At 73.7% G+C, this 26,334-nt stretch carries 23 protein-coding genes; 11 read left to right on the forward strand and 12 right to left on the reverse strand.

Annotated features, from left to right (window positions below; translation table 11 throughout):
- Positions 1-2: 2 nt before the first annotated feature.
- The 7 genes from AVW11_RS09915 to AVW11_RS09945 all read right to left on the reverse strand — a co-directional run bounded on the left by AVW11_RS09915 (position 3) and on the right by AVW11_RS09945 (position 8,617).
- Positions 3-1,025, reverse strand: coding sequence for an FAD binding domain-containing protein (locus AVW11_RS09915; RefSeq protein ID WP_076043779.1), 1,023 nt, complete (start codon positions 1,023-1,025; stop codon positions 3-5).
- A 4-nt stretch (positions 1,026-1,029) separates the two neighbouring features.
- A complete protein-coding gene (locus AVW11_RS09920; protein WP_225884518.1) occupies positions 1,030-1,656 on the reverse strand; it encodes a 2Fe-2S iron-sulfur cluster-binding protein in 627 nt (208 codons plus the stop codon).
- A gap of 103 nt (positions 1,657-1,759) precedes the next feature.
- Positions 1,760-2,887, reverse strand: coding sequence for an amidinotransferase (locus AVW11_RS09925; RefSeq protein ID WP_076043780.1), 1,128 nt, complete (start codon positions 2,885-2,887; stop codon positions 1,760-1,762).
- 161 nt (positions 2,888-3,048) lie between these two features.
- A complete protein-coding gene (ppk2, locus tag AVW11_RS09930; RefSeq protein WP_060178713.1) occupies positions 3,049-4,017 on the reverse strand; it encodes a polyphosphate kinase 2 in 969 nt (322 codons plus the stop codon).
- A gap of 55 nt (positions 4,018-4,072) precedes the next feature.
- Positions 4,073-4,453, reverse strand: coding sequence for a hypothetical protein (locus AVW11_RS09935; protein WP_060178712.1), 381 nt, complete (start codon positions 4,451-4,453; stop codon positions 4,073-4,075).
- A 181-nt stretch (positions 4,454-4,634) separates the two neighbouring features.
- Positions 4,635-6,779 (reverse strand): prolyl oligopeptidase family serine peptidase, encoded by a 2,145-nt coding sequence (locus AVW11_RS09940; RefSeq protein ID WP_076043817.1) that lies wholly within the window; start codon positions 6,777-6,779, stop codon positions 4,635-4,637.
- A gap of 56 nt (positions 6,780-6,835) precedes the next feature.
- On the reverse strand, positions 6,836-8,617 hold the full coding sequence (locus AVW11_RS09945; RefSeq protein WP_076043781.1) for an N-acetylglutaminylglutamine amidotransferase: 1,782 nt from the start codon (positions 8,615-8,617) through the stop codon (positions 6,836-6,838).
- 684 nt (positions 8,618-9,301) lie between these two features.
- On the opposite strand from AVW11_RS09945, the gene AVW11_RS09955 reads away from it, so the two are divergent.
- From AVW11_RS09955 to AVW11_RS09975, 5 genes are all read left to right on the forward strand, one after another.
- On the forward strand, positions 9,302-9,640 hold the full coding sequence (locus AVW11_RS09955; protein WP_076043783.1) for a DUF6233 domain-containing protein: 339 nt from the start codon (positions 9,302-9,304) through the stop codon (positions 9,638-9,640).
- Positions 9,641-10,098: 458 nt separating this feature from the next.
- On the forward strand, positions 10,099-10,395 hold the full coding sequence (locus AVW11_RS09960; protein ID WP_234362258.1) for an STAS domain-containing protein: 297 nt from the start codon (positions 10,099-10,101) through the stop codon (positions 10,393-10,395).
- A 153-nt stretch (positions 10,396-10,548) separates the two neighbouring features.
- Positions 10,549-10,869, forward strand: coding sequence for an STAS domain-containing protein (locus AVW11_RS09965; protein ID WP_060178708.1), 321 nt, complete (start codon positions 10,549-10,551; stop codon positions 10,867-10,869).
- Between the two features lie 95 nt (positions 10,870-10,964).
- Positions 10,965-11,324, forward strand: coding sequence for an ATP-binding protein (locus AVW11_RS09970; protein WP_158076124.1), 360 nt, complete (start codon positions 10,965-10,967; stop codon positions 11,322-11,324).
- Between the two features lie 187 nt (positions 11,325-11,511).
- Complete coding sequence (locus tag AVW11_RS09975) at positions 11,512-12,273, forward strand: DUF1775 domain-containing protein (RefSeq protein WP_076043785.1); 762 nt, start codon at positions 11,512-11,514, stop codon at positions 12,271-12,273.
- Between the two features lie 64 nt (positions 12,274-12,337).
- On the opposite strand, the gene AVW11_RS09980 is transcribed toward AVW11_RS09975, so the two are convergent.
- From AVW11_RS09980 to AVW11_RS09995, 4 genes are all read right to left on the reverse strand, one after another.
- Complete coding sequence (locus AVW11_RS09980) at positions 12,338-14,254, reverse strand: copper resistance CopC/CopD family protein (protein ID WP_076043786.1); 1,917 nt, start codon at positions 14,252-14,254, stop codon at positions 12,338-12,340.
- 206 nt (positions 14,255-14,460) lie between these two features.
- Positions 14,461-16,044: an FAD-dependent oxidoreductase gene (locus AVW11_RS09985; protein WP_079250572.1), complete on the reverse strand. Its 1,584-nt coding sequence runs from the start codon at positions 16,042-16,044 to the stop codon at positions 14,461-14,463.
- A complete protein-coding gene (locus tag AVW11_RS09990) occupies positions 16,041-16,763 on the reverse strand; it encodes a class I SAM-dependent methyltransferase (protein WP_076043787.1) in 723 nt (240 codons plus the stop codon). Before AVW11_RS09990 ends, AVW11_RS09985 begins: the two co-directional genes overlap by 4 nt.
- A gap of 61 nt (positions 16,764-16,824) precedes the next feature.
- Positions 16,825-18,006 (reverse strand): lycopene cyclase family protein, encoded by a 1,182-nt coding sequence (locus tag AVW11_RS09995; protein WP_076043819.1) that lies wholly within the window; start codon positions 18,004-18,006, stop codon positions 16,825-16,827.
- A gap of 276 nt (positions 18,007-18,282) precedes the next feature.
- On the opposite strand from AVW11_RS09995, the gene AVW11_RS10000 reads away from it, so the two are divergent.
- From AVW11_RS10000 to AVW11_RS10025, 6 genes are all read left to right on the forward strand, one after another.
- Positions 18,283-19,596, forward strand: a complete 1,314-nt coding sequence (locus tag AVW11_RS10000; protein ID WP_079070618.1) for a polyprenyl synthetase family protein — start codon at positions 18,283-18,285, stop codon at positions 19,594-19,596.
- Entirely contained in the window at positions 19,593-21,113 is a 1,521-nt protein-coding gene (gene crtI / locus AVW11_RS10005) for a phytoene desaturase family protein (RefSeq protein WP_076043788.1), read from the forward strand. Before AVW11_RS10000 ends, crtI begins: the two co-directional genes overlap by 4 nt.
- Positions 21,110-22,141: a phytoene/squalene synthase family protein gene (locus AVW11_RS10010; RefSeq protein WP_076043789.1), complete on the forward strand. Its 1,032-nt coding sequence runs from the start codon at positions 21,110-21,112 to the stop codon at positions 22,139-22,141. Before crtI ends, AVW11_RS10010 begins: the two co-directional genes overlap by 4 nt.
- Positions 22,138-23,148, forward strand: coding sequence for a DUF5914 domain-containing protein (locus AVW11_RS10015; protein ID WP_076043790.1), 1,011 nt, complete (start codon positions 22,138-22,140; stop codon positions 23,146-23,148). The genes AVW11_RS10010 and AVW11_RS10015 overlap by 4 nt, the downstream gene beginning before the upstream one ends.
- 285 nt (positions 23,149-23,433) lie before the next feature.
- On the forward strand, positions 23,434-23,835 hold the full coding sequence (locus tag AVW11_RS10020; protein WP_076043820.1) for a hypothetical protein: 402 nt from the start codon (positions 23,434-23,436) through the stop codon (positions 23,833-23,835).
- Positions 23,836-23,916: 81 nt separating this feature from the next.
- Positions 23,917-24,621 carry a DUF6766 family protein gene (locus AVW11_RS10025; protein ID WP_060178700.1) on the forward strand — a complete coding sequence of 235 codons (705 nt, stop codon included), beginning with the start codon at positions 23,917-23,919 and terminating at the stop codon, positions 24,619-24,621.
- Positions 24,622-24,653: 32 nt separating this feature from the next.
- Here AVW11_RS10025 and AVW11_RS10030 read toward each other — a convergent pair whose 3' ends face one another.
- Positions 24,654-26,048: a M20/M25/M40 family metallo-hydrolase gene (locus AVW11_RS10030; RefSeq protein WP_076043791.1), complete on the reverse strand. Its 1,395-nt coding sequence runs from the start codon at positions 26,046-26,048 to the stop codon at positions 24,654-24,656.
- Positions 26,049-26,334 lie beyond the last annotated feature (286 nt).

The following is a 26,334-nucleotide window of genomic DNA, read 5'->3' on the forward strand; positions in this document are numbered from 1 at the left end:
GGTCACGGCCGCCGGCCGGTGGGAGCGGCGCCGCCGGGGGCGGAGCGGGCCAGCGTCGCGAGGACGTCGCGGGCGAGGTTGCGGGCGAGGTCGACCTTGAAGGCGTTGTCCCGCAGGGGCCGGGCCGCGGCCAGTTCGGCGTCGACGGCCTCCCCCACCGCGTCGTCGGTGGGTACGGCGCCGGTGAGGTGCTCTTCGGCGGTGGCGGCACGCCAGGGCCGGTGGGCGAGGCCGCCGAAGGCGAGGGCGACGTGGCGTACGCGGCGGTCGTCGAGTCGGAGCACGGCGGCCACCGACGCGAGGGCGAAGGCGTAGGAGGCACGGTCGCGGGCCTTGCGGTAGAGGGAGACGGCTCCGGGGGCGAGCGGTGGCAGGAGCACGGCGGTGACGATCTCGCCCGGCCGGATCACGGTGTCCTGGTCGGGGTGGTCGCCGGGAAGGCGGTGGAAGTCGGCCGCCGCCACCCGGCGGGTGCCGTGCTCGCCGTCGTGGAGCTCGATCTCGGCGTCCAGGGCGGCGAGTGCGACCGCCATGTCCGAGGGGTGGGTGGCGATGCAGTGAGCGGAGTGGCCGAGGACGGCGTGGTCGCGGTGCAGTCCGTCGCGGGCCGCGCAGCCGGCGCCGGGCTGCCGCTTGTTGCAGGGCTTGGACACGTCCTGGAAGTACGGGCACCGGGTGCGCTGGAGCAGGTTCCCGCCGACGGTGGCGACGTTGCGCAGCTGTCCGGACGCGCCGGCGAGGAGGGCCTGGGACAGGACGGGGTAGCGGGTCCTCACCAGCGGGTGCACGGCCAGATCGGTGTTGGACACGCAGGCTCCGACCCGGAGCCCTCCGGTGGGCAGCTCCTGGAAGTCGTGGAGGGGCAGCCGGGTGAGGTCGATGAGGGTGGCGGGGGTCTCCACGCCGTGTTTCATGAGGTCGACCAGGTTGGTGCCGCCGCCGATGTAGCGGGCGCCGGGGTGGCTCGCGTAGGCCTCGGTCGCTTCCTGGATGCTGGTGGCCCGTACGTAGGCGAAGGGTTCCACGGGATCACGTCCGGGGGCGGCGCGGGGCCTGGTCGGGGGCTTCCGTTGCGGCGCAGGCCGCCACGGCTCGGGTGATCGCGTTGTAGGCGCCGCAGCGGCAGAGGTTGCCGCTGAGCCGTTCCGCGATTTCCTCGGGGGTCAAGGCGGCCGGGTGGGCGGTGTCGGCCGCGGTGGCGGCGTCGGTCACACAGGAGGGGTGTCCGGCGGCGGCTTCGCGCAGCATGCCGACGGCCGAGCACAGTTGGCCGGGGGTGCAGTAGCCGCACTGGAATGCGTCGTATTCGAGGAAGGCCTCCTGGAGCGGGGAGAGTGCGCCGTCGGAGGCGGCGAGTCCCTCGACGGTGGTGATCTCGGATGCGTCCAGGGTCACGGCCAGCAGCAGGCAGCTGTTGGCGCGGCGGCCGTCGACGAGGACGGTGCAGGCCCCGCACTGCCCGTGGTCGCAGCCCTTCTTGGACCCGGTCAGGTCCAGCAGCTCGCGCAGGGCGTCGAGGAGGGTGACCCGGTTGTCCAGGTCGAGGGCGTACGTCCGGCCGTTGACGCGGAGCGCGACGCGCGAGCGGACGGGGCCCTCGCCGGCCCGCGGACCGGCCTGCTGCGGGTGCTGGGGAGCGCGTGCACGTGCCACCACGGATGTCCTCCATGTCCGGTTGCGGGAGGTATGTCTAGCACCTTCCCGGGCCCCGCCGTGCCATACGTCCCCGTGGGGACGCCCGGGGGCCCGGAAACGATGCCTAGTCGCAGTAGGACTCCAAGGTGCCGCGCCGCCGGATGTCGAGGGTCGCGCAGTGGAAGGAGCCGCCGAAGGGGGCGTAGTGCAGCAGGTCGCACGGGACCGGCTCGAAGCCCCAGCGTTCGAGCGCCCGGAGCATGCCGGTGTGGTGCCGGTCGGCGATCACCCTGCCCTCGCCGATCGCGAGCACGTTCATGCTCAGCCACTTCCCGCACATCGAGGTGACACTGAGCAGCGGCCCCTTGATGGGGTCGGGCTCGGGGGCGGTGAGCACGTCCCAGGAGCGGAGCGCCTCGGGCAGGTGGTCCACATCCACGTACTCCGGGCTGACGAGCACCTTGCCGGGGGCGAGCGGCAGGAGCGTGGTGTCGATGTGCATCGGCGTGCGGCAGCGGCTGCGGACCTCGTGGATGCGGTAGTCGGGCCCCAGATGGCGGCGCAGCCACTCGATGCCCAGGGCGTTGGTCACGTTGCTGCGGAGCACGAACAGGTCGCGGCCCGCCCGGACGAAGTCGGCGGCGTCGAAGACGGGCTCGAACTCCGTGAGGATGTACCGCATGGGCTCTCCCGGCTCGGGGATCCGGTACTCGGGGTCGAAGAGCTCGTCGGTGAGTTGCGGTCGGGGCGCAGCCGTCCAGCGCGCGCCGCGGCGGAAGTAGTCCTTGAGGACGGACCGGTACGAATGTGTCTCGAAGTACCGGCAGGGCCAGGCCATGGGGGTTTCGATGATCTCGTCGCCGATCACCAGGAGGCTGTCGCGGGGGCAGCTGCTGCAGAAGCCCCGGGAGGACCAGTCGGGGGTGGCGAACCGCTTGCGGTGGACCACCGCCTCCGGACGCCGGACCGTCACCCCGAGCGACTCCAGCAGGGCGACGAATCCGTCCAACTCCTCCTGCGCGGGTCCGATCAACGCCCGGGGGAACCGCGCTCCCGCCGCGAGCCCCTGCAGGCGGGCCGCCCACGGTGGGATGTTGCAGGCCACGACCGGGTGGCTGGAGGGAATCGTCGCCCCGTCCAGCGTGCCGACGATGATCTCCTCCAGCGGATCCCATTCGTTGTGCGAGGCGACGGGAGAGGCGAGAGTCTTGGCGGTGGCGCCGACGTCAACCGGCGGGGCTGTCATGTCCATGGGCCTGACCAGGTGCTCGGGCGGTCCCGGCCGACCGGGGCCGACTGTCGTGTTCCACGGCGCCCGGACGCACTCCGCAGGCTGTACGCCACACGGGGTCGTCCAGGCCCCTCCCCCGGCGCCTACCCCGAAACCGGGAGCCTAAGGGCTGTCCGGTGCCGTTATGCGCCGGGGTGCAGGCCGGGGCCGAGGGGCGGCCCGGCCAGAGGCGTGGGCGAGAGGTCGGTCGGCTCCTCACCTGCTTCGAGGAGGGTGTCGGCGGCGCCGACGATGAGGGTGTCGGGCCGGCCGACCGCCGTCTCGTCCTTGCGGTCGTAGTCGATGCGCCACAGCAGGCTCCGCATGGCCTCCAGCCGGCCGCGGCGCTTGTCGTTGGTCTTGACCACCGTCCACGGTGCGCGAGCGGTGTCGGTCGCCCGGAACATCTCGACCTTCGCCGTCGTGTAGGCATCCCACAGGTCCAGGGAGGCCAGGTCGGTGGGCGAGAGCTTCCACTGGCGCACCGGATCGACCTGGCGGATCGCGAAGCGGGTGCGCTGTTCGGCACGGGAGACCGAGAACCAGAACTTCACCAGCAGGATCCCGTCCTCCACCAGCATGGCCTCGAAGGCGGGGCACTGCCCCAGGAACTGCTCGCTCTGCTCCGGCGTGCAGAATCCCATGACCTTCTCCACGCCGGCCCGGTTGTACCAGGACCGGTCGAAGAAGACGATCTCACCGGCTGCCGGCAGGTGCGGGACGTACCGCTGGAAGTACCACTGCCCCGCCTCCCGCTCGGTCGGCCTGTCGAGGGCCACGATCCGCGCCCCGCGGGGATTGAGCCGCTCCGTGAACCGCTGGATCGTGCCGCCTTTGCCCGCGGCGTCCCGGCCCTCGCAGACCACCACCAGGCGCGCACCCGTGTCGTGGACCCAGCGCTGCAGCTTGAGCAGCTCGATCTGCAGGACCCGTTTCGTCCGCTCGTACTCCCGGCGCCCGATCTTCCTGGTGTACGGGTAGTTCTCCCGCCACGTGCGGATCGGCGCACCCGAGGCGTCCAGCAGGACCGGCTGCTCCGGTCGGCGGGCGTCCACACTCAGGCCGGAGAGCAGGTCTGCGGCTTCCTGCCGCGGCGATTTCGGATCACTCACGCCGCGCGCCTACCCCGAACGGCAACAAATATGGGAGGACCGTGCCGGAGCGCCTTCACCTGCCGGCGGGCCCTTCGGTCCGGTGGTCCTCAGGGCGGACGCCGGTGAAGGCGGAGGCGTCCTTGCTGCCACTGGGGCGCTGGGACTTGCCTCTCGGCCCCTTGTCACGCATCCCGTCCTCGCCCTTGCGGGCCACTTCCTCCCCGCCGCGGCTGCTGCTCTCGGTGGGCCTGCCGTGGGGGTTGCCGGACTCCTCCTTCGACACGGTCCTGCCCGCACCCGGGGCAGGGGCGTACCGGTCGGGGTGGAAGGACCGGTGGGCGCTGGGGTTGTCCTGCTGCCGCTCCTCGTCGATGTCCGGGGACCAGCCGTGCTCCGCTCCCCCGTGCCGGCTCGCCTTGTGCTGCGACGTGCCCTTGTGCGACTTCCCACTCATGATCGTTCACCTGCTCTTCCGGGTGGTCCTTCATGCCTGGTGGCCTACGCGGGCGCCTACCCGGAGCCGCCGCCGGCACTCCTGGGCGCAGCAGCACCCGGCGGTGCGCGGTCGCCGCCGTCACCGCCCTTCCCCGCCGCCGGACCCTGACGCCGCATGTGAGCGTGGCCGGGGCGGCCGGTCAGGGGGCCGGGTGGGGGACGAGGTAGCGCTCCAGCCAGTCCGCCGCGGCTCGCCGGTAGAGCTTCCTGTTGTCCGCCCGCAGGAACTCGTGTCCCTCGTCGCGCAGCGTCAGCTGGCGCGCCGGCACCCCGCGGCCGCGTGCCGCGCGGATGAACTGCTCCGACTCCGTCGGCGGCACGTTGGTGTCGTGCTCGCCGTGCACGGCCAGGACCGGAGTGCGCAGTTGGTCGATGCGGCTCATCGGGGACAGGGCGCGCAGCAGTTCCCGGTCGTGTTCGGGGTGGCCGTACTTGGCGGTGGCGGACTGCGCGATCCAGGGTTCCGTCCCGGCGAAGAACGTGGCGAAGTCCGACATGCCGCAGACGGCGACTCCGGCGCGGAAGAGGTCGGGATGCCACACGAGGGAGGCCATGGTGAGGTAGCCGCCGTACGAGCGGCCCATCACGCCCAGCCGCACGGGGTCGGCGTAGCCGAGCGAGACGACGTGTGCGGCGCAGTCGGCGACGTCGTCGATGGCCGCGAACCGGCCGGCGCCGAGGTCGGCGTCGACGAAGGAGCGTCCCCAACCGGAGGAGCCGCGGACGTCGGGGGCGAACACGTCCAGCCCCCTGCCGAGCAGCTCGTGGTAGAGCGGGCTGAACACCGGCCGTTCCTGTTCCTCCGGCCCGCCGTGGAGGTGGATGACGCACGGGCCGGGGCGGCCCGGGTCCCGGTCGGGCGCCCGGTAGTACCAGCCTCCCAGCTCCAGTCCGTCCCGTGCGCGGCAGCGCAGGGGGACGGGGCGTACCGGTGGCCGCCCGGGCGGGACCGCGTCCTCGTCACGCGCCGACCAGCCCGCGCGTGCGGGTAGCAGGCCCTGGTCGAGTTCCCAGATGCCGGGCCTGCGCCGCGAGCCCGCCAGGGCGGCGAACAGGCCGCCGCGTTCCAGCGGTGCGACGCGGGTCACGACCTCGTGGGGCAGGACCGCCCGGTGCACCGGCCCCAGGTCCACAGGTCCGGCGTCCGCGTCCGGGTCGGTGGGGGGAAGCCGCACGCTCTCCAGCTCGGTCGCGCCGTGCACGTTCCATGCGAGGACGGCCCACCGGCCGTGGTCGGGGAGGTTCAGCAGGTCGAGGGGGGAGGTGTCGCGTTCGACCGCCACGGACACGTCCCGGCCGCGGCCGTCCCCGTCCAGTCGCACCCGGAGGAGGGCGGCGAACTCGCGTTCGGTGTCGCTGCGCAGCCACAGGGTGCGGGCGTCCGCGGAGAACCGTCCGATCCAGGGGTCCCCGTCGGCGACGTGCAGGGAGAAGGCGGTGCGGCCGGAGGCCGTGTCGAGCACGAGGGCCTCGCGCCTGCCGCGCGGGCCGCGTCGCAGGAGTGCCAGGCGGCCGTCCGCGCTCGTGTCGCAGACCCGGAGGGAGGCCGCGCCCTCCTCGCCGTACAGCAGCACGGGCGCGTGGGCTCCGTCCGGGTCGACCAGGTAGGCGGCCAGCCCGCCGCCTCGGACCCGGCCGGGATCAGGCAGCGGGCGGGCCGCCGCCCGTACGTACGGCGGTCCGAGCAGCGTCGCGGGGCCGCCGCGTTCGGACCAGGCCGTGCCGGGGGTCCTCGCGGCCGTCGAAGGGGCGTCGTCGGCGTCCGGGGCGAGGTGGCCCGCCCCGGCGTGTTCCGCGCCCGACAGGGAGGGCTGGGCGACCGTGACGGCGAGGGCGGCGCCGTCCCGGGTCCAGCATCCGAGGTGGGCGGAGCTCCCGGGCTCGGCGCCCGCGAGGACCTGCCGTCCGGTGCCGTCCGGGCGTACGACCAGGACGCGGGTGTGCTCGCCGCCGCCCGGAGCGGACGTGTAGGCGATCCAGCGTCCGTCGGGGGACCAGGACACCTCGGTCACCGGGTCGGGGTCCCCGTCGAGGATGTGGGCCTCGGGCCTCCTGGCCGGTCCGCTCCACAGCTGGGGGACTCCGGCGCGGTCGCAGATGAAGGCGACGTGTTCCCCGGTGGGGTCGGCCGACGGGTACCAGCATCCGTGGGCGGTGAGCAGGGTCGGCGGGTCGGCGCTGAGATGGTCGGGCAGCGGCACCGGTACGGGCGCCGGCGACGGCGGGGCCGCCGGGCCTGCCGTACCGAGTGCGTGTGTCACCGGCTGCGTCTGCTCCAGGGGCATGGCCACCTCTCCCAGGCTTCCGCTTCCCGGGTGTTCCCACCACCCGGTGGTACCGCTCAACGGATGTCGTGCGCCTGGAGCCAGATCTCCAGCGTCGCCACCTGCCACAGGGTGTTCGCCCCGCGCCGGGCACGGTGCCGGTTGGGCGCCGCGAGCAGTTCGTCCACGAGGCGTTCGTCGAAGATGCCGCGCCGGCGTGCTTCCGGGGCCTTGAGTGCCTCCCGTACGCGGGCCAGGACGGGCTGGGCCATGTGCCGCACCGCCGGGACGGGGAAGTAGCCCTTCGGCCGGTCGACGACCTCCCGGGGCAGCACCGTGCGTCCGACGTCCTTGAGCACGGCCTTGCCGCCCTGCGCCAGCTTCAGCCGCGGCGGACAGGCCGCTGCCAGCTCGACGAGGTCCTGGTCGAGGAACGGCACCCGGGCCTCCAGTCCCCAGGCCATCGTCATGTTGTCGACCCGCTTGACCGGGTCGTCGGGCATGAGGGCATGCACGTCCATCCGCAGGGCGGCGTCGAGGGCGGTGGCCGCCCCGGGGGCGGCCATATGGGTGCGGACGAAGTCCGTGGAGGCGTCGTGGGGGGCGGCGAGGTCCGGGTGGACCATGGCCGTCAGGTCGGTGTGCGTGCGGTCGAAGTAGACGCGGCCGTAGGCGTCGGCCGCGCCCGTGCGGGGGGCGGAGGCGATCTGCGGGTACCAGTGGTAGCCGGCGAACACCTCGTCCGCGCCCTGCCCGCACAGGACGACCTTCAGCTCCTTGGAGACCTGTTCGGCCAGCATGTGGAAGGCCACGGCGTCGTGGCTGACCATGGGCTCGCTCATGGCTCCGATCGCTGCCTCCAGGGCGGTGGGTAGCCGGTCGGAGGGGATCAGGAACTGGTGGTGGTCGGTGGCGTAGCGACGGGCGACCAGGTCCGAGTAGCGGAATTCGTCGCCGTCCTCACCGTTCTCCTCCTCGAAGCCCATCGCGAACGTCGGGACGTCGTCGTGTCCGTCCTCGGCGAGCATCGCCACGATCAGGCTGGAGTCCAGACCTCCGGACAGGAGGACACCCACGGGGACGTCCGCGACCGTACGCCGCCTCACCGCGGTCCGCAGCGCGGCCTGCACCGCCTCCCGCCAGGCCACCGGGTCGTCGCCGAGCTCGCTGTGCCGGGTGTACGAGGGCTGCCAGTAGCAGTGGTCGCGGCTGGTGCCGTCGGGCTCGACGACCCGCACGGTGGCCGGCGGCACCTTGCGTACGCCGGCCAGTACCGTGCGGGGCGCGACCACCGTGCCGTGCCAGCTCAGGTACTGGTGGAGGGCCACCGGGTCGATGGAGGTGTCGACTGCGCCCCCCGCCAGCAGGGCGGGCAGGGAGGAGGCGAAGCGCAGACGGTCGCAGTCCTCGGTGACGTACAGCGGCTTGATGCCCAGCCGGTCACGGCCCAGGACGACACGGCCCGTGTGGTGCTCGGCGACGGCGAAGGCGAACATGCCGACGAAGAATTCGACGCAGTCACGGCCCCACTCCGCGTAGGCCTTCACGACGACCTCGGTGTCGGAGTCCGAGAAGAAGCGGTAGCCGTGCTTCTCGAGTCGCGCGCGCAGTTCGCGGTGGTTGTAGATGCAGCCGTTGAAGACCACCGTGAGGCCCAGCTGAGCGTCGACCATGGGCTGTGCGCCCCGCTCCGACAGGTCGATGATCTGCAGGCGCCGGTGGCCCAGGGCGACGGCCGCCTGGGACCAGATCCCTCTGCCGTCGGGTCCCCGAGGCTCCATCACATCGGTCATGCGTTCGACGGCGGCGAGGTCGGGGCGCCTCCCGTCGAACCGCACCTCTCCGCTCAGACCGCACATGAGGCACCTCCGCCCGCCTCGACGCCTCGGGACGCCCGGGCAACCCCGCTGCTCTCGGCGGACCAGGTCGCGTACACCATGCTTCTGCACTCCTGTGCCGGTTCGGCCTGACCCTGCGAGCCGGTCCGAACGGGCGGTCGACATGTCGGGCGTCTGCCCGGCCTGGCGTCTCGCAAGCGGGCGCTTGCCCGAAGGAAGCGGGCGCGGCGCTCATCGCCGCCGCGGCCGCGCCTTCACCGCGCACCGCCACCGTCGGCGGGTGCACGCCGGGACGCCGCGCCCGGCCCCGAGGCCCCGCCTGCCGGGCGCACCCCCTCCAGGAGACCGAACATCTCGTCGATCACCTTCCGGAAGTCGATCCACGGAGACTTCGCCCGGTCCGCCTCGTCGACAGAGGTGTCGGTCGGGCTTCGGCCCGCTCGTTTCGAGGCCATCGTCCACCTCTGGGATTCGTCGGCCGGCTCTGCGCCGGGCTTCCTCGCACACGTCGCGCGTGTCCGGGGCGTCTTCCCCCGCGCCGGCGGTTCATGCCGGACAGGGGGCGGGCCCACCGGGCAGGCCGGGGCGGTCCGGAGGACTCCGCCCGCGTGGGCGGGCGTACATGGCGCGCCGCGAGGCCTGTGCCGGAGAGGCGCACCCGCAGTGGCCCGAAGGTGTCTGGCCGCCGGGCATAGAATAGAACACATGTCCGAGTTTCCGCCTGATCTGCTGCGCCTGGGGACGATCGTGACGTACCTGCGCCACGAGCTGGGCCGGGCCGAGCGCGCGCTGGCCGCCGCGGAGGCGACGGCAGCCGCGGCCGCGGCCGCACGAAGCCGCCCCCGTCCGGACGCGCCGGCGTGGGTGATCGAGCAGGGCATCGGGGACGGGCGTCCGCCGGTCAGCGTCCACGCCGGCGACTGCTGGGACCGCGGCAGGCGCTGGCGACCGCTGAGCGCCGAGGAGGCCCGCCGGGCGCTGTCCGAAGGCGTCATGGCCTGCACCCACTGCCGCCCCGACACGGCTCTCGGCGTGATCGACTGACGCTTCGCTGCGCGGACGAGCCTGTCGAGGCGGATGGCCGGGCAGTTGGACCGGCCTCGTCTCCCCCGGCCGGGCGCCTGTGCCCCGATCGCCCCCGGCGGCTCGGGGAACGACGCCCACCCCCGCAGGCCGCCGCCGGGAGCCGCCGCCCCGGGGTCGGGCTGCCTCGGCACCGGCTCCGCCCCGCACCCGTGCCCGCGGGCCCCTCTGGCCCTTCCGGCGCAGACGTGGCACCCTCGAAGGTACCCAGCCTGGTCTGGTGGGAGACCCCGCGCTGCCTGATGGTCACCGGCAAGTGGCCGTCCAGAAGGTACGGGTGGTCTCGCTCGGCTGTGCGCGGCCCGTATGCCGCGCGCTTGACGGCCTTCTCCGCCCCGAATCCGGGGAGCCGACCGTAATGGGCTCCGATCGAAACGGGGCGTTCACGCATGTACCCCCCCTTGGATCTCGGCGTTGCCGTGAGCCCCGGCAGGACGGTCCTGACCGTCGGCGGTGAACTCGACATGGACACCGCGCCGCACCTCACAGAAGCCTTCGACCTCCTCGACCTGCACCAGCGCCTGATCCTGGACCTGTCGGGCGTGACCTTCATCGACTCCTGCGGCCTCAACACCCTGCTCACCCTCCGCCACCGCGTCAGCCTCACCGGCGGATCCCTGGAACTGGGCGGGCTGCCCGATCAGGCCCTGCGCCTGCTGGACCTCACCGGCACCCGCCACCTGTTCACCCTCCGGGCCGGCTCCGCGCGCGTGTGAGCGTTCGCGCGGAAGGATCGCGCCCGGCGGGCCCGGGCTCGTGGGTCCAAGGTCCGTTTGCGAACACGTGATCTTCGTTTCGTGGCTTTCGGCGGACGCGCTGCGCCTCGTACGGTCAGTCCGGTCAGATCCTCTCGGGTTCCAGGAGGCAGTGTGCAGACGCCCCAGGTGACGGTCAGGGCCGAGGCCGACGGTGTGCGGGTGGTCGTCTGTTCCGGCGAGTTCGACCTGGACACCACGGGGCTGCTGGTGGAGGCCTGCGACGTCAGACCGGTACCGGCCGGCCTCCTGGTCGTCGACGTGCGGCAGGTGGCCTTCGGCGACTCCAGCTTCCTCAATGCCCTGATCCGGCTGCGCAACACCCGCCCCCTCGCCCTGCGGGGCCCGCTTCCCAAACAGCTGAGCAGAATGATGGAGATGACCGGCGCGCTGCCCCTGTTCGACGTCCGCGACAGCACCGAACAGGCAGGATGAACCGCTGGGTGGAGCGGGGGCGGAATCTCTTGCTTCGCCTGGGGCAGCCGAGAGGTATGAGGCCCCACATCGGCAAGCCGAATGCGCCGACCGGGATGAGCTGTGCGCAGGCGAGGGAGAGCGCCCGCCGGATCCTGGCCGAGCAGGACGCGCCCGCGCCGCTGGTCGCCGACGTCCTGACGGTGGTGAGCGAGCTCGTCTCCAACGCCGTGCGGCACGCGGGAGGGGTCACGGACTTCCGGGTGACCGTCCGGCCCGACCAGGTCGTCGTCGAGGTGTCGGACGGCTCGGCGCTCCTGCCTCACCTTCGGCCGGCCTCCCCGCACACGCCCGGCGGCTTCGGATGGCGGGTGGTGAAGACTCTCGCGCCCGGCACGTTCGTCCGGTCCCACCGCAGGGGAAAGACCGTCATCGCGGCCCTCCCCGTCCCCACCGTCCGCCCGCCCGCTCCCTGACCCCGGTCCTCGACGCCCGGTCCGCGAACCGGAACACGCACGCGGGAGCTGGAAAAGTGCTCGGCAATTGACAGTTGGGGTCCGACCGAACCGACTTGCGAGGGATGATGACCGGGACCGGCCCCCGGGCGAACCGGCTCCCCCAGGCCCGGCTGCGCGGGTGCTTCGTTCCTTCCAAGGAGTCCCGATGAACAGGTCGCACCCCCGGCCCGAGCTCTCCAGGCCGGCCTTCACCGCCGTATGCGCACTGGTGGTCGTGGGCGTGGCCGCCGGGCCGGCCGCTGCGCACGCCGGGGTCACCGCCTCCGACCCGCGGGCGCTCGCCGAGAACGTCACGCTGTCCTTCACCTCCGAGGCGGAGTCGGACACCGCGGGCATCGCAGAGTTGCGCGTCGTGCTCCCGAAAGGCATCGCCCCGGACGCGGTGACGCTCAAGGACGCGCCCGAGGAGTGGAAGCTGACGGCCACCCCCGAGGGTTACACCATCGGTGGCCCGGCCCTGGCCACCGGCACCGATGCCGAGTACAGCATCACCGTGCGCCAACTGCCCGACGAGAGGTCCCTGGTGTTCAAAACGCTGGAGACGTACAGCGACGGCAAGATCTCCCGCTGGATCGAGGTGCCCACCGACGGCGAGAAGGTCGACAACCCCGCCCCCGTCCTGGAGTTGAGGGCCGCGGCCCCCGGAGCCGAACTCATCGCCCCGAGCCCGTCGCCGTCCCCGACTGTCCACGCGCCCGCGACTGGGACTGCGACTGCGAGCGGCGTCCCGTCTCCCGGGCAGTCAGCGGCCCCGCCGCCTCCCGCCGCGTCCGCGAGCGCGCAGGCGGCGGGTGCGGAGGAAGCCGGCAGCGGTACCGGTGCCACCGCCGGTGTGGTCGCGGCTGTGCTCCTGCTCGCCGCCGCCGGCACCTTCGGGTGGGTGCGGCGCAGCCGTGGCCGGGTCTGACACAAAGGCCCAGGGCCGTCCGCCGTCCGCCGTCCGTCGTACGGCATGTGCGGCGCGGCGGGGTCTACGTGATGCGGACGGTCTCACGCACGGTGACCTGGTCGATGTCGGTGGTGCGCACGGTGATGTTCAGCGTCCAGGCGCCGGGCGTGGGCAGTTGCAGGTCGTAGGCGGCCCAGTACCCCTTCTGGTTCTTGAGTCCGCCGTCCAGCGGACCGATCCCGAGGTCGTTCTGGGTCAGGGTCAGGCGGAGTTCGGGGACGGTGGCGAAGCCGCCGTCCGCGGTGTACACGACGGCTTCGACCGTGTTCTGTCCCACGCGTCCCGGCTCCAGCGTGATCTGGACGGTGCCCTTCTGGTTGGCCGTCCCCATGTCGAACGGGACCGTGACCACCTTCGTCTGCGGCTCCGCGGCGGTGGCCGTCGCCGCCGTGTCGGCGGCGCGGCTGGGCTGGGTCCCGGTGAGCAGGGTCGTGATCGCCAGGACCACGACACCGAGTGCGGCTTCGACGGCCACGGTACGCCGCAGCCTGCGGCGGTGCGCGCCGCTCGCCGGGGCGGACGGCCCGGTGCCGTCCCCGTCGTCCCCCGGCTCCCCCGCGGCCGGTTCGTGCGGCGGCGTACCGTCGGCGGCGGGTACCGGTGAGGGCGGCGTCGGAGCGCCGACCGTCTCCACGATCCTCACCCGCTCGGGCTCGGGCACCGCCTGCCCCTCCATGGCGGCCGACGGCACCTCGTGATCGAGGCGGGCCGCCCAACGGCGGGAGACGAACGCCACCCCCAGCACCACCACGACCGCCGCGAGCTTCACGGCGAGGATCCTGCCGTACGACGTGGTGGAAAGGGCCTCCCAGGAGCCGACCTGACGCCAGGACTGGTACATCCCCGTGGCGACCAGAACCGCGACAGCGCCGAAGGCCAGGGTGGAGAACCGCCCGACCGCGGACGCGGGGACGTCCGGGCCGCCGGGGTCTCGCCGCCGCAGGACGGTCACCAGCGTGATGAGGCCGCCCAGCCAGACTCCCATCGCCAGCAGGTGCAGCACGGCCACGGGGATCGCCAGCGGCACCTGGATGCCCGCGGAGGCATGCTCCGCGGCGGCCCAGGTCGACGCCATGGCCAGGGCGAGTCCCGCTCCGACGACACGGACACCGGTACCGAGGTCGGCCGGCGTCGTTCCGTCGTGCTGCCGGTCCAGCCGTGAGGCCGCACGCCTCAGCAGCACCGCGGCGCCCGCGAGCAGCACGAGCCGTACGAGCAGTGCGATCCCGGGCCTGCCGGTGACGGTTCGACCCAGCTGGGACGGGTCGAAGGCCGATGTCAGCGCTCCGGCCGTCTCGTACGGGCCGCGGAGCAGCAGGAGGGCCGCGGTGGACGCCACCAGGGCCACCCAGCCGACTGCCAGCACTCGGCGTACCGGGCGGACCGCGCGTGCGGTGGGCCAGCACACCAGGACGAAGGCGACAGCCCCGACCAGCAGGGCCAGTCCGCTGTAGGCGACGTGGCGGAGGATGCCGTACAGGCGGCCGGCGGCGGTGTCCTCGATCGAGCCCGTCGCCACCACGGCGGCGGTGCCGGAGGGTTTGCCGATGGAGAAGATGAACGCGCCCGAGATCGGGTGGCCGTCGGCGGAGACGACGCGCCAGGCCACCGTGTAGGTGCCCTGCGCGAGCTCGTCCGACAGCTCCACCCGTGCGGTGTTGTCCTTGCCGTCCACGTGCTGGGCCGGGCGCGGGTTGACCCGCTCGTTCTGCGGGGACAGCACTCGCAGCGAGTCCTCGGAGAAGCCCACCGACTCCGTGAAAGTGAGGGTGACCTGCTGGGGGGCCGTGCCGAGGATGCTGCCCTCCGCAGGATCGGAGCCCTTGAGGGCGGCGTGTGCGAAGGCCGGGGCCGCCCCGCCGAGGACCATGGCGAGCAGGGCGGCGACCAGCGCCAGGGCCGTCAGTGGGGTCCTCGCGTGAGGCGATCCGAGGCGCATGAACAGTCAGTCTCCGAAGTGGCGGTCGGCAGCGGCGGCACACAGGAGATGTGGACGATAGTGCGGCCGCTCCCAGGGCAGGGCCTGTTGCGCAACTTCGGCTAAAGGGCGGATCGGAAGACCGCTGCTCGGAGCGGATTGCTGTATGGAGCGGAGCGGGCCGCGGCCCGGGCGCCGGTCGGCGGCGGGTGGCCGTGCCCGGAGCATCACGTGGCTCGGTGTCCCGCCCAGGCGGCCGCCTTCCGCAGCACGGGGACGCGACCGCGGTCCGGCACCGTCCACAGGGTCTGCCCGTGGAGGCCCCAGCGTTCGAGCAGCGCATTCGCGGCTTGGAAGCCGGTCGTGGCCGCCCGTTCCATCAGCGCGACCGGAAGGTCCGTACGCACGACGTCGCCGGCGACGACCAGCCCGGGGTCGGGGGTGCGGACGGTGGGTCGGTCGGCGTAGCCGCCGACGGGGAAGAGCGGGCAGTCCTCCCGCCATTCGTGCCGGACGTCGACGACCTCGGCCTCGCGGGTTTCCGGATACACGCGGTGGAGCTGCTGGATGAGCTGCTGCTCCTGGACGGTCCGCGGGACGCGCGCATCGGCGGCGTAGGCGTGGAGTTCCACGACGGATCCGCCCGTGCGTGCCGCCCAGCGGGCCGCCTCGTCCTCCCAGCGGTTCAGGACGCTGATGTTGTCGAGGCCGCCGAATCCGCTGGTGCCCAGGAATCCGGGACGGTCGGGGTCGACGGATCGGTCGAGCCAGAGCCGGGTGACGAGGAAGGGCGGGGCCGAGCGCAGGTGCGCCACGCGCTCCCGCCAGGTCCGGTCGCCCAGCCGGTCGGAGCGGGCCACCAGGGACCGCAGGCCCGCGGCGTCCAGGGCGAGGACCACGGCGTCGTACCGGCGCGTTGTGCCGTCCCCGGTCACCTCGAACAGGCCGGCAGGGGTGGGTTCGACGTGTTCGACGGTGCTGGCGGTGCGTACCTCGGCGCGGTGCCGGTCGAGGTAGGAGGCCAGGGGCTGCCACAGCGCCGCCGGGTAGGGCGAGCGGGGCACGTCGAACAGCAGGCCTTCGGCGGAGCCCAGGAAGTAGATGTGGAACATGAGGGCCATCTCGGCTGCCGACAGCTGCCGCGGGTCGGCGAAGAAGCTCCGGGAGAAGACTTCGAAGGCCAGGTGCCGCGCCTGCGCCGGGAAGCCGATGGCCTCGAGGAAGTCGTAGGCACTGGTGTCGTCGAGCCGGTGGTACACATCCGGCACGCGGATGTCGAGCAGCGGCAGGGCCGGGGCCGGTTTCATGGCGCGCAGGTCCCGCAGGCGGAAGGTGGGGCTGAGGGCGACGAAGCCCAGTGCGCTCCACGGCGGGGTCCGCGGCACGTGCCGGAAGCTGTCGCGGAGGCCGTCCGCGTGCAGCAGCGGGTAGTCGGGGAGTCCGGTGAGGGCGGCCAGTGCGGGGTCGGTTCGGCGGAGCAGGCCGCGCAGGTTGTAGTACTGCCGGAAGAAGGCGTGGAAGCCGCGGCTCATCGTCACGGTGCTGCCGTCGCGCAAGCGGGTCGGCCAGCCGCCCGCGCGGCCGCCGAGGTAGGGCTCGCGCTCGTACAGCGTCACCTGTACGCCCCGTTCGGCCAGCGCGGTCGCGGCGGCGAGGCCGGCGATCCCGCCGCCGATGACGGCTGCCGTGTGGCGGCCCGCCGCGTGGCGGGCTCCTGGGCGGGCGGGCAGGACGCGTGCTCGTCGGTCCCTGCCGCGGCGTGCGGCAGCGGGCCGGTGGGCGGGGGCGGTCGTCGGCGCCGGGGCGGTCATCGGGGGTCCTCCGGGCGTACGGCGACGAAGGTGTGGGTGATGCCGGTCTGCCAGCCCGGCAGAGGCAGGGCGCGGACCTTGGCGAAGCCGGCTTCGTGGAGGCGGGCGGCGAACCGGTCGGCCGGGTCGAAGTGGACGACGCTGCGCCACAGATGGCGGTAGAGGGGTCCGTCACCCAGCAGGGTGGCGGCGGGCTGGACGATGCCGCGGCACACCAGGGTCCACACGGCACGGTCGGTGCGTCGGCCGCTGAGGCTGTACTCGTGTACGGCGAGCCGCCCGCCCGGTCGCAGGGTGCTGCGGACGGTGCTGAGGACGGCGTCGGGATCGGTGAGGTTGCGGAAGAGGTAGGCGGCGAACACCGCGTCGAACGGTCCGTGCACGCCCGCGGCCGTCGTCAGGTGCTCGGCCGGTGCGTGGACGAAGCGCACGCCGTCCGCCCACGGCTTGGCGGCGGCTTTCGCGAGCATGCCGGCGGACGCGTCGACGGCGGTGATGTCCGCGGCGGGAAGGACTGAACGGATCGCGGCCGTCGAGGCCCCGGTGCCGCAGCCGAGGTCCAGGACCCGCAGCCCCTCCCCCGGTGCGGGCAGGCCGAGGCGGCGGACCGAGCGCCGCAGGTGCGCGTGGTAGCCGGGGTTCGCGGCGACGAGGGCGTCGTAGGTGCGGGAGGCGTGGTCGAAGGCGGCGGCGAGGTCCTCGTCGCGCAGCAGGGTCATACGGTCTCCAGGGGCTGGTGGTGACGCGGTCGCGGGGGCACGGCAAGGGCGGCGTCGAGGGTCACGGGAAGGGGCGGCGCGGCAGGCGGGGCAGCTCGACGGCGGTGCGCAGCATGGGGCCGACCGGGGCGTGTCTGCCGACGGCCAGGTCCTCGATCAGGTTCGTACGGCCGTCGAGGAAGCGCAGGAGCCGGGCCGCTGGGACGCGGGTGAAGAGGCGGCAGAACAGGGCCGGTCCGTCGACCCGGCCGCTGTCCAGGGCCCGCAGCAAGACCGCGTCCATGGTGCGGGAGCGGACGGAATGGGCGGCCGGGGGCACCGGGTCGCGGCCCTGACGCAGTGCGGTGGCGACCGCCCGGGTCTGGCGCTGGAGTCCGGCGAAGGTGTACCCGGTGGACGGGCGGGTCGCGCCGCCGGCCGCGCCGATCCGGAACACCGACGCGCCGACGCGTTGCGGCAGGGGGGCGTCCGTCATGGGGATCAGGCCGGTCTCGGTGGCGAGGACCTCCAGGTCGCCGAGGGCCAGGACGTCTGCGGCGTAGTGCCGCAGCGCGGCCTCGTAGCCGGTTTCCGTCAGGACGTGCGGGGAGAACTCGGTGTACTCGACGAGCGCTTCGCGCGGGCCGGTGGGCAGGACGTAGCCGAAGGAGAGCCCGTGGGCGGGCTGTGGTGTCCGGAAGTCCATCAGTTCGGCGGTCCCGCGGTCGAAGACGGGGCGGGCGGTCCGGACGAACCAGCCGTGGAAGTGCTGCAGCACGGTGGTGCGGGCGGCCGGGAGGCTTCCCAGCGGACGTGAGTCGAACACCCAGCGGGCCTCGAGGACATCGCTTGTGCCGTCGGGCCGGGTCATCGACACCCGGGGGCCGGACGGGGCCTCCTCCACGGTGTCGACGGTCGCCTCCAGGCGCCGGACGTTGGGGCTGTGGGCGAGGTCGTGCGCGACCAGTGCCTCGAAGTCGTCGGAGCGGATCATCTTGTACCGCAGCGGGGTGATGTCGCCCTCGATGGCGGCGCCGGCGGGTGGCCGTACCCGCAGGTGTCGCCATTGCGAACGCACCGCGGCGTCGAAGCGGCCGCGGCCGGACTCCCAGAAGCACCAGGTGCGCGGGGCGGGGCGCAGCGGACCGGGCGGGGCGTCGACGAGGATGACGGACGGGGCCGGGCCGCCGGGTCCGTTCAGCCGGTGGGCCAGGGACAGGCCGGCGGCGCCCGCCCCGATGACCGCCACGTCCGCCTTCAGCACGGCTGTTGCCTCCATCTCCGGGTCGGCGTTCACGCGGGTTTCCCTCCGCGGAGTGGAATCGGATGCGCTCTCGTGCGGCGGTCACCTGGTCAGGTGCGTCCGCACGATGGCATTACCGCGCGTTCGGGTATCCGCTCCGAACCGCATCCGTATCACGGGAAGGGACGGAAGACACACGCGCCGAGCGATCGACACCACGACGGTCGACACCACGACGGTCGACACCACGACGGTCGAAGACCACGACGGTCCACGACCACGACGAGAGGAACCGGGATGCGCCGCACCCAGGCCAAGGACCAGCCCGCGGGCGCACCGCCGCCCGTCCCCCGCCTGGTGGCCTTCTCGGGGTCCGCTCCGGGGCGCCGCCAGGCCGGTCGGGCGGTCGCCGGAGCCGACCACACCCGGTACGGTGCCGCGTGGGTGGTGGACCCCGCGGCCGTGGATGCGGACGTGCCGTCCGCGATCGGGGACGCGCTGGAGCGGGTACTCGCCGACCGGCTCACCCGGGCCGGTGTGCTGGACGCCGAGTTCGCCGGGGAACTGGCCGAGCGCGTCGCGCGCTTCACCCGGGAGGGCGGCAAACGCACCCGCTCGCAGTTCGTCTGGTGGTCGATGCGCGCCTGCGGCGGGGGTGACGAGCCGACGACCGCGGCCGCCCTGCGCATCGGCGCGGCGCTCGAACTGCTGCAGACCTGTGCCCTGGTCCACGACGACGTGATGGACGGATCGGCTCTTCGGCGCGGCCGTCCGGCGCTCCACGCCGACGTCCGGGACAGCTGCAGCGGTGCCGCTCCGCCGGCCCGCGCCGCCCGTTTCGGCGAGGCGGTCGCGGTCCTGGCCGGTGACCTGGCCCTCGTGTGGGCGGACGACATCGTGGCGGACACCGCGCTCGACCCGTGGACGGCGACCGCCGTGCGCGAGGTGTGGAGCGACATGCGTACCGAGATGGTGGCAGGTCAGTTCCTCGACCTGCGGGGCCAGCTGACCGGGTCGCGCTCCCCGGCGCAGGCGCTGCGCGCCGCCCACCTCAAGAGCGCCCTGTACTCCGTCGAGCGGCCCCTGGCGCTGGGGGCGGCGGTGGCCGGCGCCGACGGCCGGACCATGCGGGCGCTGTGCTCGGCCGGGCGCTGCGTGGGCATGGCCTTCCAGTTGCGTGACGACCTCGAGGACGTCTTCGGCGACCCGCGGCACACCGGCAAGAGCTGCGGAGGCGACATCCGCGAAGGCAAGCCGACGTATCTGGCCGCGCTGGCGGTCGCGCGCGCCGAGGCCGCGGCCGACCGGCCGGCAAGGGAGGTGCTGGAAGGGGCCCTGGGGAACGCGGACCTTTCGCGCGACGGTCTCGACGAGGTGCGGGAGGTGCTGGTTCGCACGGGTGCCCGAGCGGCGGTCGAGGCGAAGATCGAGCGTCTGTCGGCGCAGGGGATGCGTCACTTCGACGGCGCCCTCCTCGACGCGGAGGCCGCGGCCCGACTGCGCAGGCTGCTGACCGCGCAGGCCGCTTCGCGCGCCGTGGACGACCCGCCCGGCCGCGCGCGTTCCGCGTCCGCCGCCCCGGCCTGCGACGCACCGGAGGGCGGGCGATGACCCGTACCGTCAGCGGCCGCACGGACCATGTGGTGATCGTGGGGGCGGGCCTGGCCGGCCTGTCGGCCGCGCTGCACCTGCTGGGCGCGGGGCGCCGGGTCACCGTCGTCGAACGGGACGCGCTGCCCGGCGGGCGGGCGGGTCGCCTGCTGCGGGGCGGCTACCGGATCGACACCGGCCCGACCGTGCTGACCATGCCCGACCTGGCCGACGAGGCCTTCGCGGCGGTCGGCGACGGCCTGGAACGGCGGGTGGAGCTGATCCCGCTGCACCCGGCCTACCGGGCGTCGTTCGCGGACGGCAGCACTTTGGACGTGCACACCGAAGGCGAGGCGATGGCCGCCGCGGTCGAGCGGTTCGCCGGAGCCGGTGAGGCGGCCGGCTACCGGCGGCTGCGCGCATGGCTGGAGCAGCTCTACCGGGTGCAGATGCGCCGCTTCATCGACGCGAACTTCGACTCGCCGCTGGACCTGCTGACCGGTGACCTCGCCCGGCTGGCGGCGCTCGGCGGTTTCGGGCGGCTGGACCGGCGCATCGCCGGTTTTCTGAAGGACGAGCGGCTCCAGCGGGTCTTCTCCTTCCAGGCCCTGTACGCGGGCGTGCCGCCGGCCCGAGCCCTCGCCGCCTACGCCGTCATCGCCTACATGGACACGGTGGCCGGCGTGTACTTCCCGCGCGGCGGCATGCACGCCCTGCCCCGGGCCATGGCGGACGCCGCGGCCGACGCGGGCGCCGCGCTGCGGTTCGGTGAGCCGGTGACCGGACTGGAACGCTCCGGCGGGCGGATCACGGCCGTCCTCACCGCGCAGGACCGCATCCCCTGCGACGCGGTGGTCCTCACACCGGACCTGCCCGTCGCCTACCGGCTCCTCGGCCGCCGGCCGCGCAGGCCGGTGAGGCTGCGGCACTCCCCCTCCGCCGTCGTGCTGCACGCGGGCACGGACCGCACGTGGCCGCAACTGGCCCACCACACGATCTCGTTCGGTGGCGCCTGGCGGGACACGTTCGACGAACTCACCCGGCGGGGGGAGCTGATGAGCGATCCGTCCCTCCTCATCACCCGGCCGACGGCCACCGACCCCTCTCTCGCCCCGCCCGGACGGCATCTGCACTACATCCTCGCCCCCTGCCCGAACACCGAGATCGGCCCCGCCGGGAGTGCCTGGGGCGAGCTCGGCTCCCGCTACCGGGACGAGCTGCTGCGCGAGCTGGCACGGCGCGGCCTCGACGGCATCGAGGACGCCATCGAGGACGAATGCCTCGTCACCCCGGCCGACTGGGCCGCCCAGGGGCACGCGGCGGGCACCCCCTTCTCGGCCGCCCACACCTTCCTGCAGACCGGGCCGTTCCGGCCGCGCAACCTGGTGCGCGGCACGGCGAACGCCGTCCTGGCCGGCTGCGGCACCACCCCCGGCGTGGGCGTGCCCACCGCCTTGGTGTCGGGGAAACTGGCGGCGGCCCGGATCACGGGCGGCACCCGGCGGGCCTCCGCACGCTCCGCGAGGGCGGCCCGATGACGCGGCGCGAGCTCGACGCGGCGGGGATCACCGACCCGGTACTGCGGGCGGCGTACCGCCGCTGCCGCGCACTGAACGCGGCGCACGGGAAGACGTACTTCCTGGCCACCCGGCTGCTGCCCGTGGAACGCAGGCCCGCCGTGCACGCCCTGTACGGCTTCGCGAGGTGGGCCGACGACATCGTCGACTCCACCGCTCCCGGCGCCGGCGACGGTCTGCGCGGTGCACGGCTGGCGGCGCTGGAGCGGCGGCTCGACGAGGGGTTGCGCCGAGGGGATGGCGGCGAGCCGGTGGTGGCGGCCTTGGCCGACACCGCGCGCCGCTATGCCATCGATCACCGCCACTTCCAGGACTTCATGGCTGCCATGCGGTCGGACCTGGTCGTGACGGCCTACCCCACCTATGCCGACCTGCGCCGCTACATGCACGGCTCGGCGGCCGTGATCGGCCTGCAGATGCTGCCGGTGCTGGGCACCGTGGTGCCGCGGGAGGAGGCCGAACCGCACGCGGCAGCCCTCGGAGTGGCCTTCCAGCTCACCAACTTCCTGCGGGACGTCGGCGAAGACCTCGACCGCGGCCGGGTATATCTGCCGGAGGACCTGCTGGCCGGGTACGGCGTCGAGCGGGACCTGCTGTACTGGTGCCGCAGGACGGGCCGCCAGGACCAGCGCGTGCTGGCCGCCCTGCGGGAGTTCGAGGCGCTCACCCGTGGCGTCTACCGTCAGGCCCGGCCCGGTCTCGCCATGCTCGATCCGGTGTCGCGGCCCTGCATCCGCACCGCATACGTCCTGTACGGGGGCATCCTGGACGCCGTTGCGCGCGACGGCCATGCCGTGTTGCACCGGCGCGCGGTGGTGTCGCGCCGCAGACGTGCCTCGGTGGCGGCGGGGGCCCTGGTGCGGGTGGCGGCGATCAGGGTGCGCCACCGTCGGCGCCGCCCCGTACCCACCCCGTCACCGCCGTCGCCCCCGTCGCCGCCGTCGCCGCCCGCCGGCCCGGCCCGGCCGGTCCCCGAGGAGGTCGTGTGAACCCCGAACGGTCGGCACGCCGTGGCCGTCTGCCCCTTTCCCTGCGCCGCCGGCCCGTGTCGTGGGAACGGCAGCAGCCGACCTGGCGCGACGCCCGGCCCGGTCTGATCGCCGAAGCGCTGAAGCGGGCGCAGGACCGGCCGTCGGGGAACTGGTACGTCGTGGGGGTGTCCTCCGCGCTGGGCGGGGACCGTCCCGTGGCCCGCACCGTCGCCGGCCACGAGGTCGTGCTCTGGCGCGGCGCACAGGGCCGCCTCCACGCGGGGCCCGGTGTGTGCCCGCACCTCGGGGCGCCCCTCGCGGACAGCCCGGTCCGGTGCGGGACTTTGGTGTGCCATTGGCACGGGCTCGCCCTCGACGGCTCGTCGTTCGCGGGCTGGGAGCCGTTGCCGGCCTTCGACGACGGCATCCTGCTGTGGGTGCGGCTCGACGAGGCAGGAGGGGAGGAGCCCTTGGCCGCCCCCGTCGTGCCGGCCCGGCCGGCTCTCACGCGCGGGGTGACCGCGGTGTACGAGGGCACCGGGCTGTGCGAACCCGAGGACGTCGTCGCCAACCGCCTGGATCCATGGCACGGGGCCTGGTTCCACCCGTACTCCTTCGTCGATCTCACGGTCGTCGGCCGGCCCGGCGGACACGACACCGAGGACCGCTTCACCGTCGACGTCTCCTTCAAAGTCGCCGGGCGACTGGTCGTGCCGGTGCGGGCGGTCTTCACCGCTCCTGAACCGCGTACCGTCGTCATGCGCATCACCGAGGGGGAAGGCGTGGGCTCGGTGGTGGAAACACACGCGACCCCCCTCGGCCCGGACGAGCGAGGTCGTCCGCGCACGGCGGTGACCGAGGCCGTGGTGGCCGCTTCCGACCGGCAGGGATTCGCGTTCGCCCGCTGGGCCGCGCCGGTCCTCCGTCCGATGATGCGCACTGCTGCGGCCCGGCTGTGGCGGGACGACCTGGCCTACGCCGAGCGCCGCTGGCAGCTGCGCTCCACAGGCCGGTTCCCCGGGTGAAGGTGACGGTTGCTTCGAACCCGCCGTGATCGTGGGCCCGGCCACTCGGGTGGCATCGGCCGGGGCCACGGCCCTGTACCCCCGCGCCACGGCGCGGCCCGGCAAGTATGGGCCGCAGGCCGGCCGCACCCCGACCCGGCGGCAGGCACCCACCGGGCCCGGAGGACGTACATGGATGCGATCGTGCCGCTGCGCGACGAGCACAGGACGGGCCCTCCCGGGCGCCGCCGGTCGGTGGCGTCGCGGGGCATCGGGCCCCGATCCGGTGCTCTCCGGGCCGCTCGGATGGTGATCGGTGCCGGCGTGCCGACCGTGGTGGCCGTGGCGCTCCTCACGGGGTGCGGGGCGTCGGCGGTGCGGGTGGACGGCGCACGCGATGCGGCGCGCGTCTTCGAGCGGGCCCTGGCCCTGCGCGAGTTCGCTGCGGCGTGCGAGCTGCTGGCCCCGCAGACCCGTACCCAGTTGGAGCACGACGAGCAGCAGAGGTGCGCGCAGGCGTTGGAGCGTCAGGAGCTGCCGGTGTCCGCGGCGGTCGGGACGACGGAGGTCTACGGGCGGATGGCCCTGGTCCACGCCGAGCGGGACGCGCTGTTCCTGTCGCAGTTCACGGGCGGATGGCGGGTGGTCGCGGCCGGCTGCACCCCGCAGGGCGACCAGCCCTACCGGTGTTCGTTGAAGGGCGGCTGAGATGCGGGGCCTGTTCGCCGCCTGCCTGATCGTGATCCTGGGCGGGCTCGGCTACTTCATCGCGATCGGGGCGATGCACCGATGAACCGACAGGAACGGAGCGGGCCGCGGCAGGGGAGCTTCTGGAGGGACAACAGCCTCACGCTGGCCTTCGGCATCGCGTTCCTCATCGTCCTGGTCGGCCAGGCAGTGGCCGGACACGCCGAGTTCAACGAGCAGCTCACCGTCGATGGCCTCCAGCAGCTCTCTCTGGGCCAGTACGTGACGTCGTCGGACTTCGCCGTGGACGTCACCGAGAACTGGCAGTCGGAGTTCCTGCAGTTCTCCCTCTACATCTTCGGGACCGTCTGGCTCGTCCAACGCGGGTCACCCGAATCCAAGGAACTCCACAAGGTCGGTACGGAGTCCGACCGCGAGCAGCGCATGGGCGACCACGCCACGCCGGACTCGCCGCGCTGGGCCGGCACCAAGGACTGGCGCCAGGGCGTGTACGCACGTTCCCTGGGGCTGGTGATGGGCGGTCTGTTCGTCCTGTCCTGGACCGCGCAGTCGATCACGGGTATGGCCGCCTACGACGAACAGCAACTGCGGCAGCTCCAGGACCCCGTCGGATGGGGCGGCTACCTGGCCTCGCCCGACTTCTGGAACAGGACCCTGCAGAACTGGCAGTCGGAGCTCCTGGCCGTGGCGGCCATGGTCATCCTCTCCGTGTACCTGCGCCAGCGCGGCTCACCGGAGTCCAAGCCGGTCGGCGCCGCCCACACCTCGACCGGCGTCGAGGGCTGAGGCCGTACGCGTGCGGACGCGGTGCGGCGCCGTCAAGCGCCGGCGGACCGGGGCAGTTCGTCCAGGAACCGGGCCAGCACCTGGGTTCCGAGGCTGAGCGCACGGAGCTCCACCCGCTCGTCGGGGCCGTGCCAGCGGTCCCCCGGCAAGCCCGTTCCGAAGAAGAGCACGGGCGCGGCGCAGGCCCGGGCGAGCTGCGCGGCGGGGGCCGCCCCGCCGTTGCCGATGGGCCGGGCCGGAGCGCCGTGGGCGTGAGCGACGGCCCGGTGCAGGGCGGCGAGGGCGGGATGCTCCGGCGGCGTCCGATAGGGGTCCGAGATGGTCGGGGAGACGTCCAGGTCGTAGCTGTAGCCCGGTCGGCGGTGTTCCGCCAGCCAGGTGCGGAGCTGGTCGGCGACCCGGTCGGCCTGCTGGTCGGGCACGAGCCGGAAGAGCAGGTCCGCGCTCGCCTCCGCCGGGATGAGCCCGAGCGCCGGAGCGCCCGTACGGCCGGCCGTGAGGCGGGCGATCTCGACCGAGGGACGGGTCCACAGGCGCTCCGGCACCGAGAAACCCGCTTCGCCGGGGGCGGCGAAGGTACCGGTCTCGGCCCGCCACGCCGACAGGTCGAACGGCAGCGTGTGCAGGGCCGTGCGCAGGGACGGGGCCGGCTCGGCCACCGCGTCGTAGAACGCCGGCAGGGTGACCCGGCCCTGCGCGTCGGTCAGCAGGTCAAGGATCCTGCACAGCTCGAAGGCGGCATTGGAGGCGGCGCCGGACACGGCCCCGCTGTGGATGTCGCGCCGGGCGCCGCGGACGGTGAGGGACGCCGTGACGGAGCCCCGGACCACGCCGCAGACCGTCGGCTCGTCCAGGGACCAGAGCATGGAATCGGAGACCATGACCACATCGGCGCCCAACTCCTCGGCGTGCTGCGACAGCAGCTCGGCCAAGTGCACCGAGCCGATCTCCTCCTCCCCCTCGACCAGGTACTTCACGGTGACGGCCGGTGCGGGGGCGCAGCGTACGGCGAGGTGCTCGCTCAGGGCCCACAGGTGGCACATGACCTGCCCCTTGGCGTCGGAGGCGCCCCGCCCGTACAGGCGGCCCCCGTGCCGCAGAGGTGAGAAGGGCGGGGTGACCCGCCATGCGGAGGGGTCGGCGGCGTGCACGTCGTGGTGGCTGTAGACGAGCAGGACCGGCGCGTCCGGATCGGCTGCCGGCCGGCAGCCGTAGACGGCCGGGAGGCCTTCCGTCTCCCAGATCTCGGCCCGGGAGATCCCTGCGCGGCGAAACGCGTCCGCCAGCCACCGGGCGGACCTGCGCACGTCGTCGGCGCGGTCCGGATCGCAGGAGACGGACGCGATGCCCACCCACTGCGCCAGGTCCGCCACCGCCTCACGGCCGGGCACCCGGCCGGCCTGCGCGGCGGAGCGTTCGGCGTTCATCGTCGGCGCGGCCGCGTCCGGCGCAACAGGTCGGTGGGGCGGAGGGACACCGGCCGCCGTACCGCCGCGACGGGCGTCCGGTGTACCGGGGCGGGGCAGGCCGGGCCGGCGACGGCGCCCGCGACGACGTCGCAGGGGTCGTGCGGGTGGTGCGCCGCACAGCGGACCCGATCGGCGGCGAGCCGAGAGGCCAGACTGGCGCATGCGGCCCCGGCCGGAGGCCGGACGGGCGCGGCCACGTCGGACACCGGTTCCGCCGGCGGCACGTCCGCGATACCGGCTGTCG

It is taken from the genome of Streptomyces amritsarensis (assembly GCF_001953875.1).
Taxonomy (GTDB): Bacteria; Actinomycetota; Actinomycetes; order Streptomycetales; family Streptomycetaceae; genus Streptomyces; species Streptomyces amritsarensis.

Coding starts and splice junctions, on each gene's coding strand:
- AVW11_RS10020 (WP_076043820.1), top strand. CDS start 23,434: ATGGTGATCGGTGCCGGCGTGCCGACCGTGGTGGCCGTGGCGCTCCTC.
- AVW11_RS09940 (WP_076043817.1), bottom strand. CDS start 6,779: ATGCCCCTGGAGCAGACGCAGCCGGTGACACACGCACTCGGTACGGCA.
- AVW11_RS09945 (WP_076043781.1), bottom strand. CDS start 8,617: ATGTGCGGTCTGAGCGGAGAGGTGCGGTTCGACGGGAGGCGCCCCGAC.
- AVW11_RS09990 (WP_076043787.1), bottom strand. CDS start 16,763: ATGACCCTGCTGCGCGACGAGGACCTCGCCGCCGCCTTCGACCACGCC.
- AVW11_RS09925 (WP_076043780.1), bottom strand. CDS start 2,887: ATGGACATGACAGCCCCGCCGGTTGACGTCGGCGCCACCGCCAAGACT.
- AVW11_RS10000 (WP_079070618.1), top strand. CDS start 18,283: ATGCGCCGCACCCAGGCCAAGGACCAGCCCGCGGGCGCACCGCCGCCC.
- AVW11_RS10030 (WP_076043791.1), bottom strand. CDS start 26,048: ATGAACGCCGAACGCTCCGCCGCGCAGGCCGGCCGGGTGCCCGGCCGT.
- AVW11_RS09975 (WP_076043785.1), top strand. CDS start 11,512: ATGAACAGGTCGCACCCCCGGCCCGAGCTCTCCAGGCCGGCCTTCACC.
- AVW11_RS10010 (WP_076043789.1), top strand. CDS start 21,110: ATGACGCGGCGCGAGCTCGACGCGGCGGGGATCACCGACCCGGTACTG.
- AVW11_RS09970 (WP_158076124.1), top strand. CDS start 10,965: ATGAGCTGTGCGCAGGCGAGGGAGAGCGCCCGCCGGATCCTGGCCGAG.
- crtI (WP_076043788.1), top strand. CDS start 19,593: ATGACCCGTACCGTCAGCGGCCGCACGGACCATGTGGTGATCGTGGGG.
- AVW11_RS09955 (WP_076043783.1), top strand. CDS start 9,302: ATGTCCGAGTTTCCGCCTGATCTGCTGCGCCTGGGGACGATCGTGACG.
- AVW11_RS09980 (WP_076043786.1), bottom strand. CDS start 14,254: ATGCGCCTCGGATCGCCTCACGCGAGGACCCCACTGACGGCCCTGGCG.
- AVW11_RS09985 (WP_079250572.1), bottom strand. CDS start 16,044: ATGACCGCCCCGGCGCCGACGACCGCCCCCGCCCACCGGCCCGCTGCC.
- AVW11_RS10025 (WP_060178700.1), top strand. CDS start 23,917: ATGAACCGACAGGAACGGAGCGGGCCGCGGCAGGGGAGCTTCTGGAGG.
- AVW11_RS09935 (WP_060178712.1), bottom strand. CDS start 4,453: ATGAGTGGGAAGTCGCACAAGGGCACGTCGCAGCACAAGGCGAGCCGG.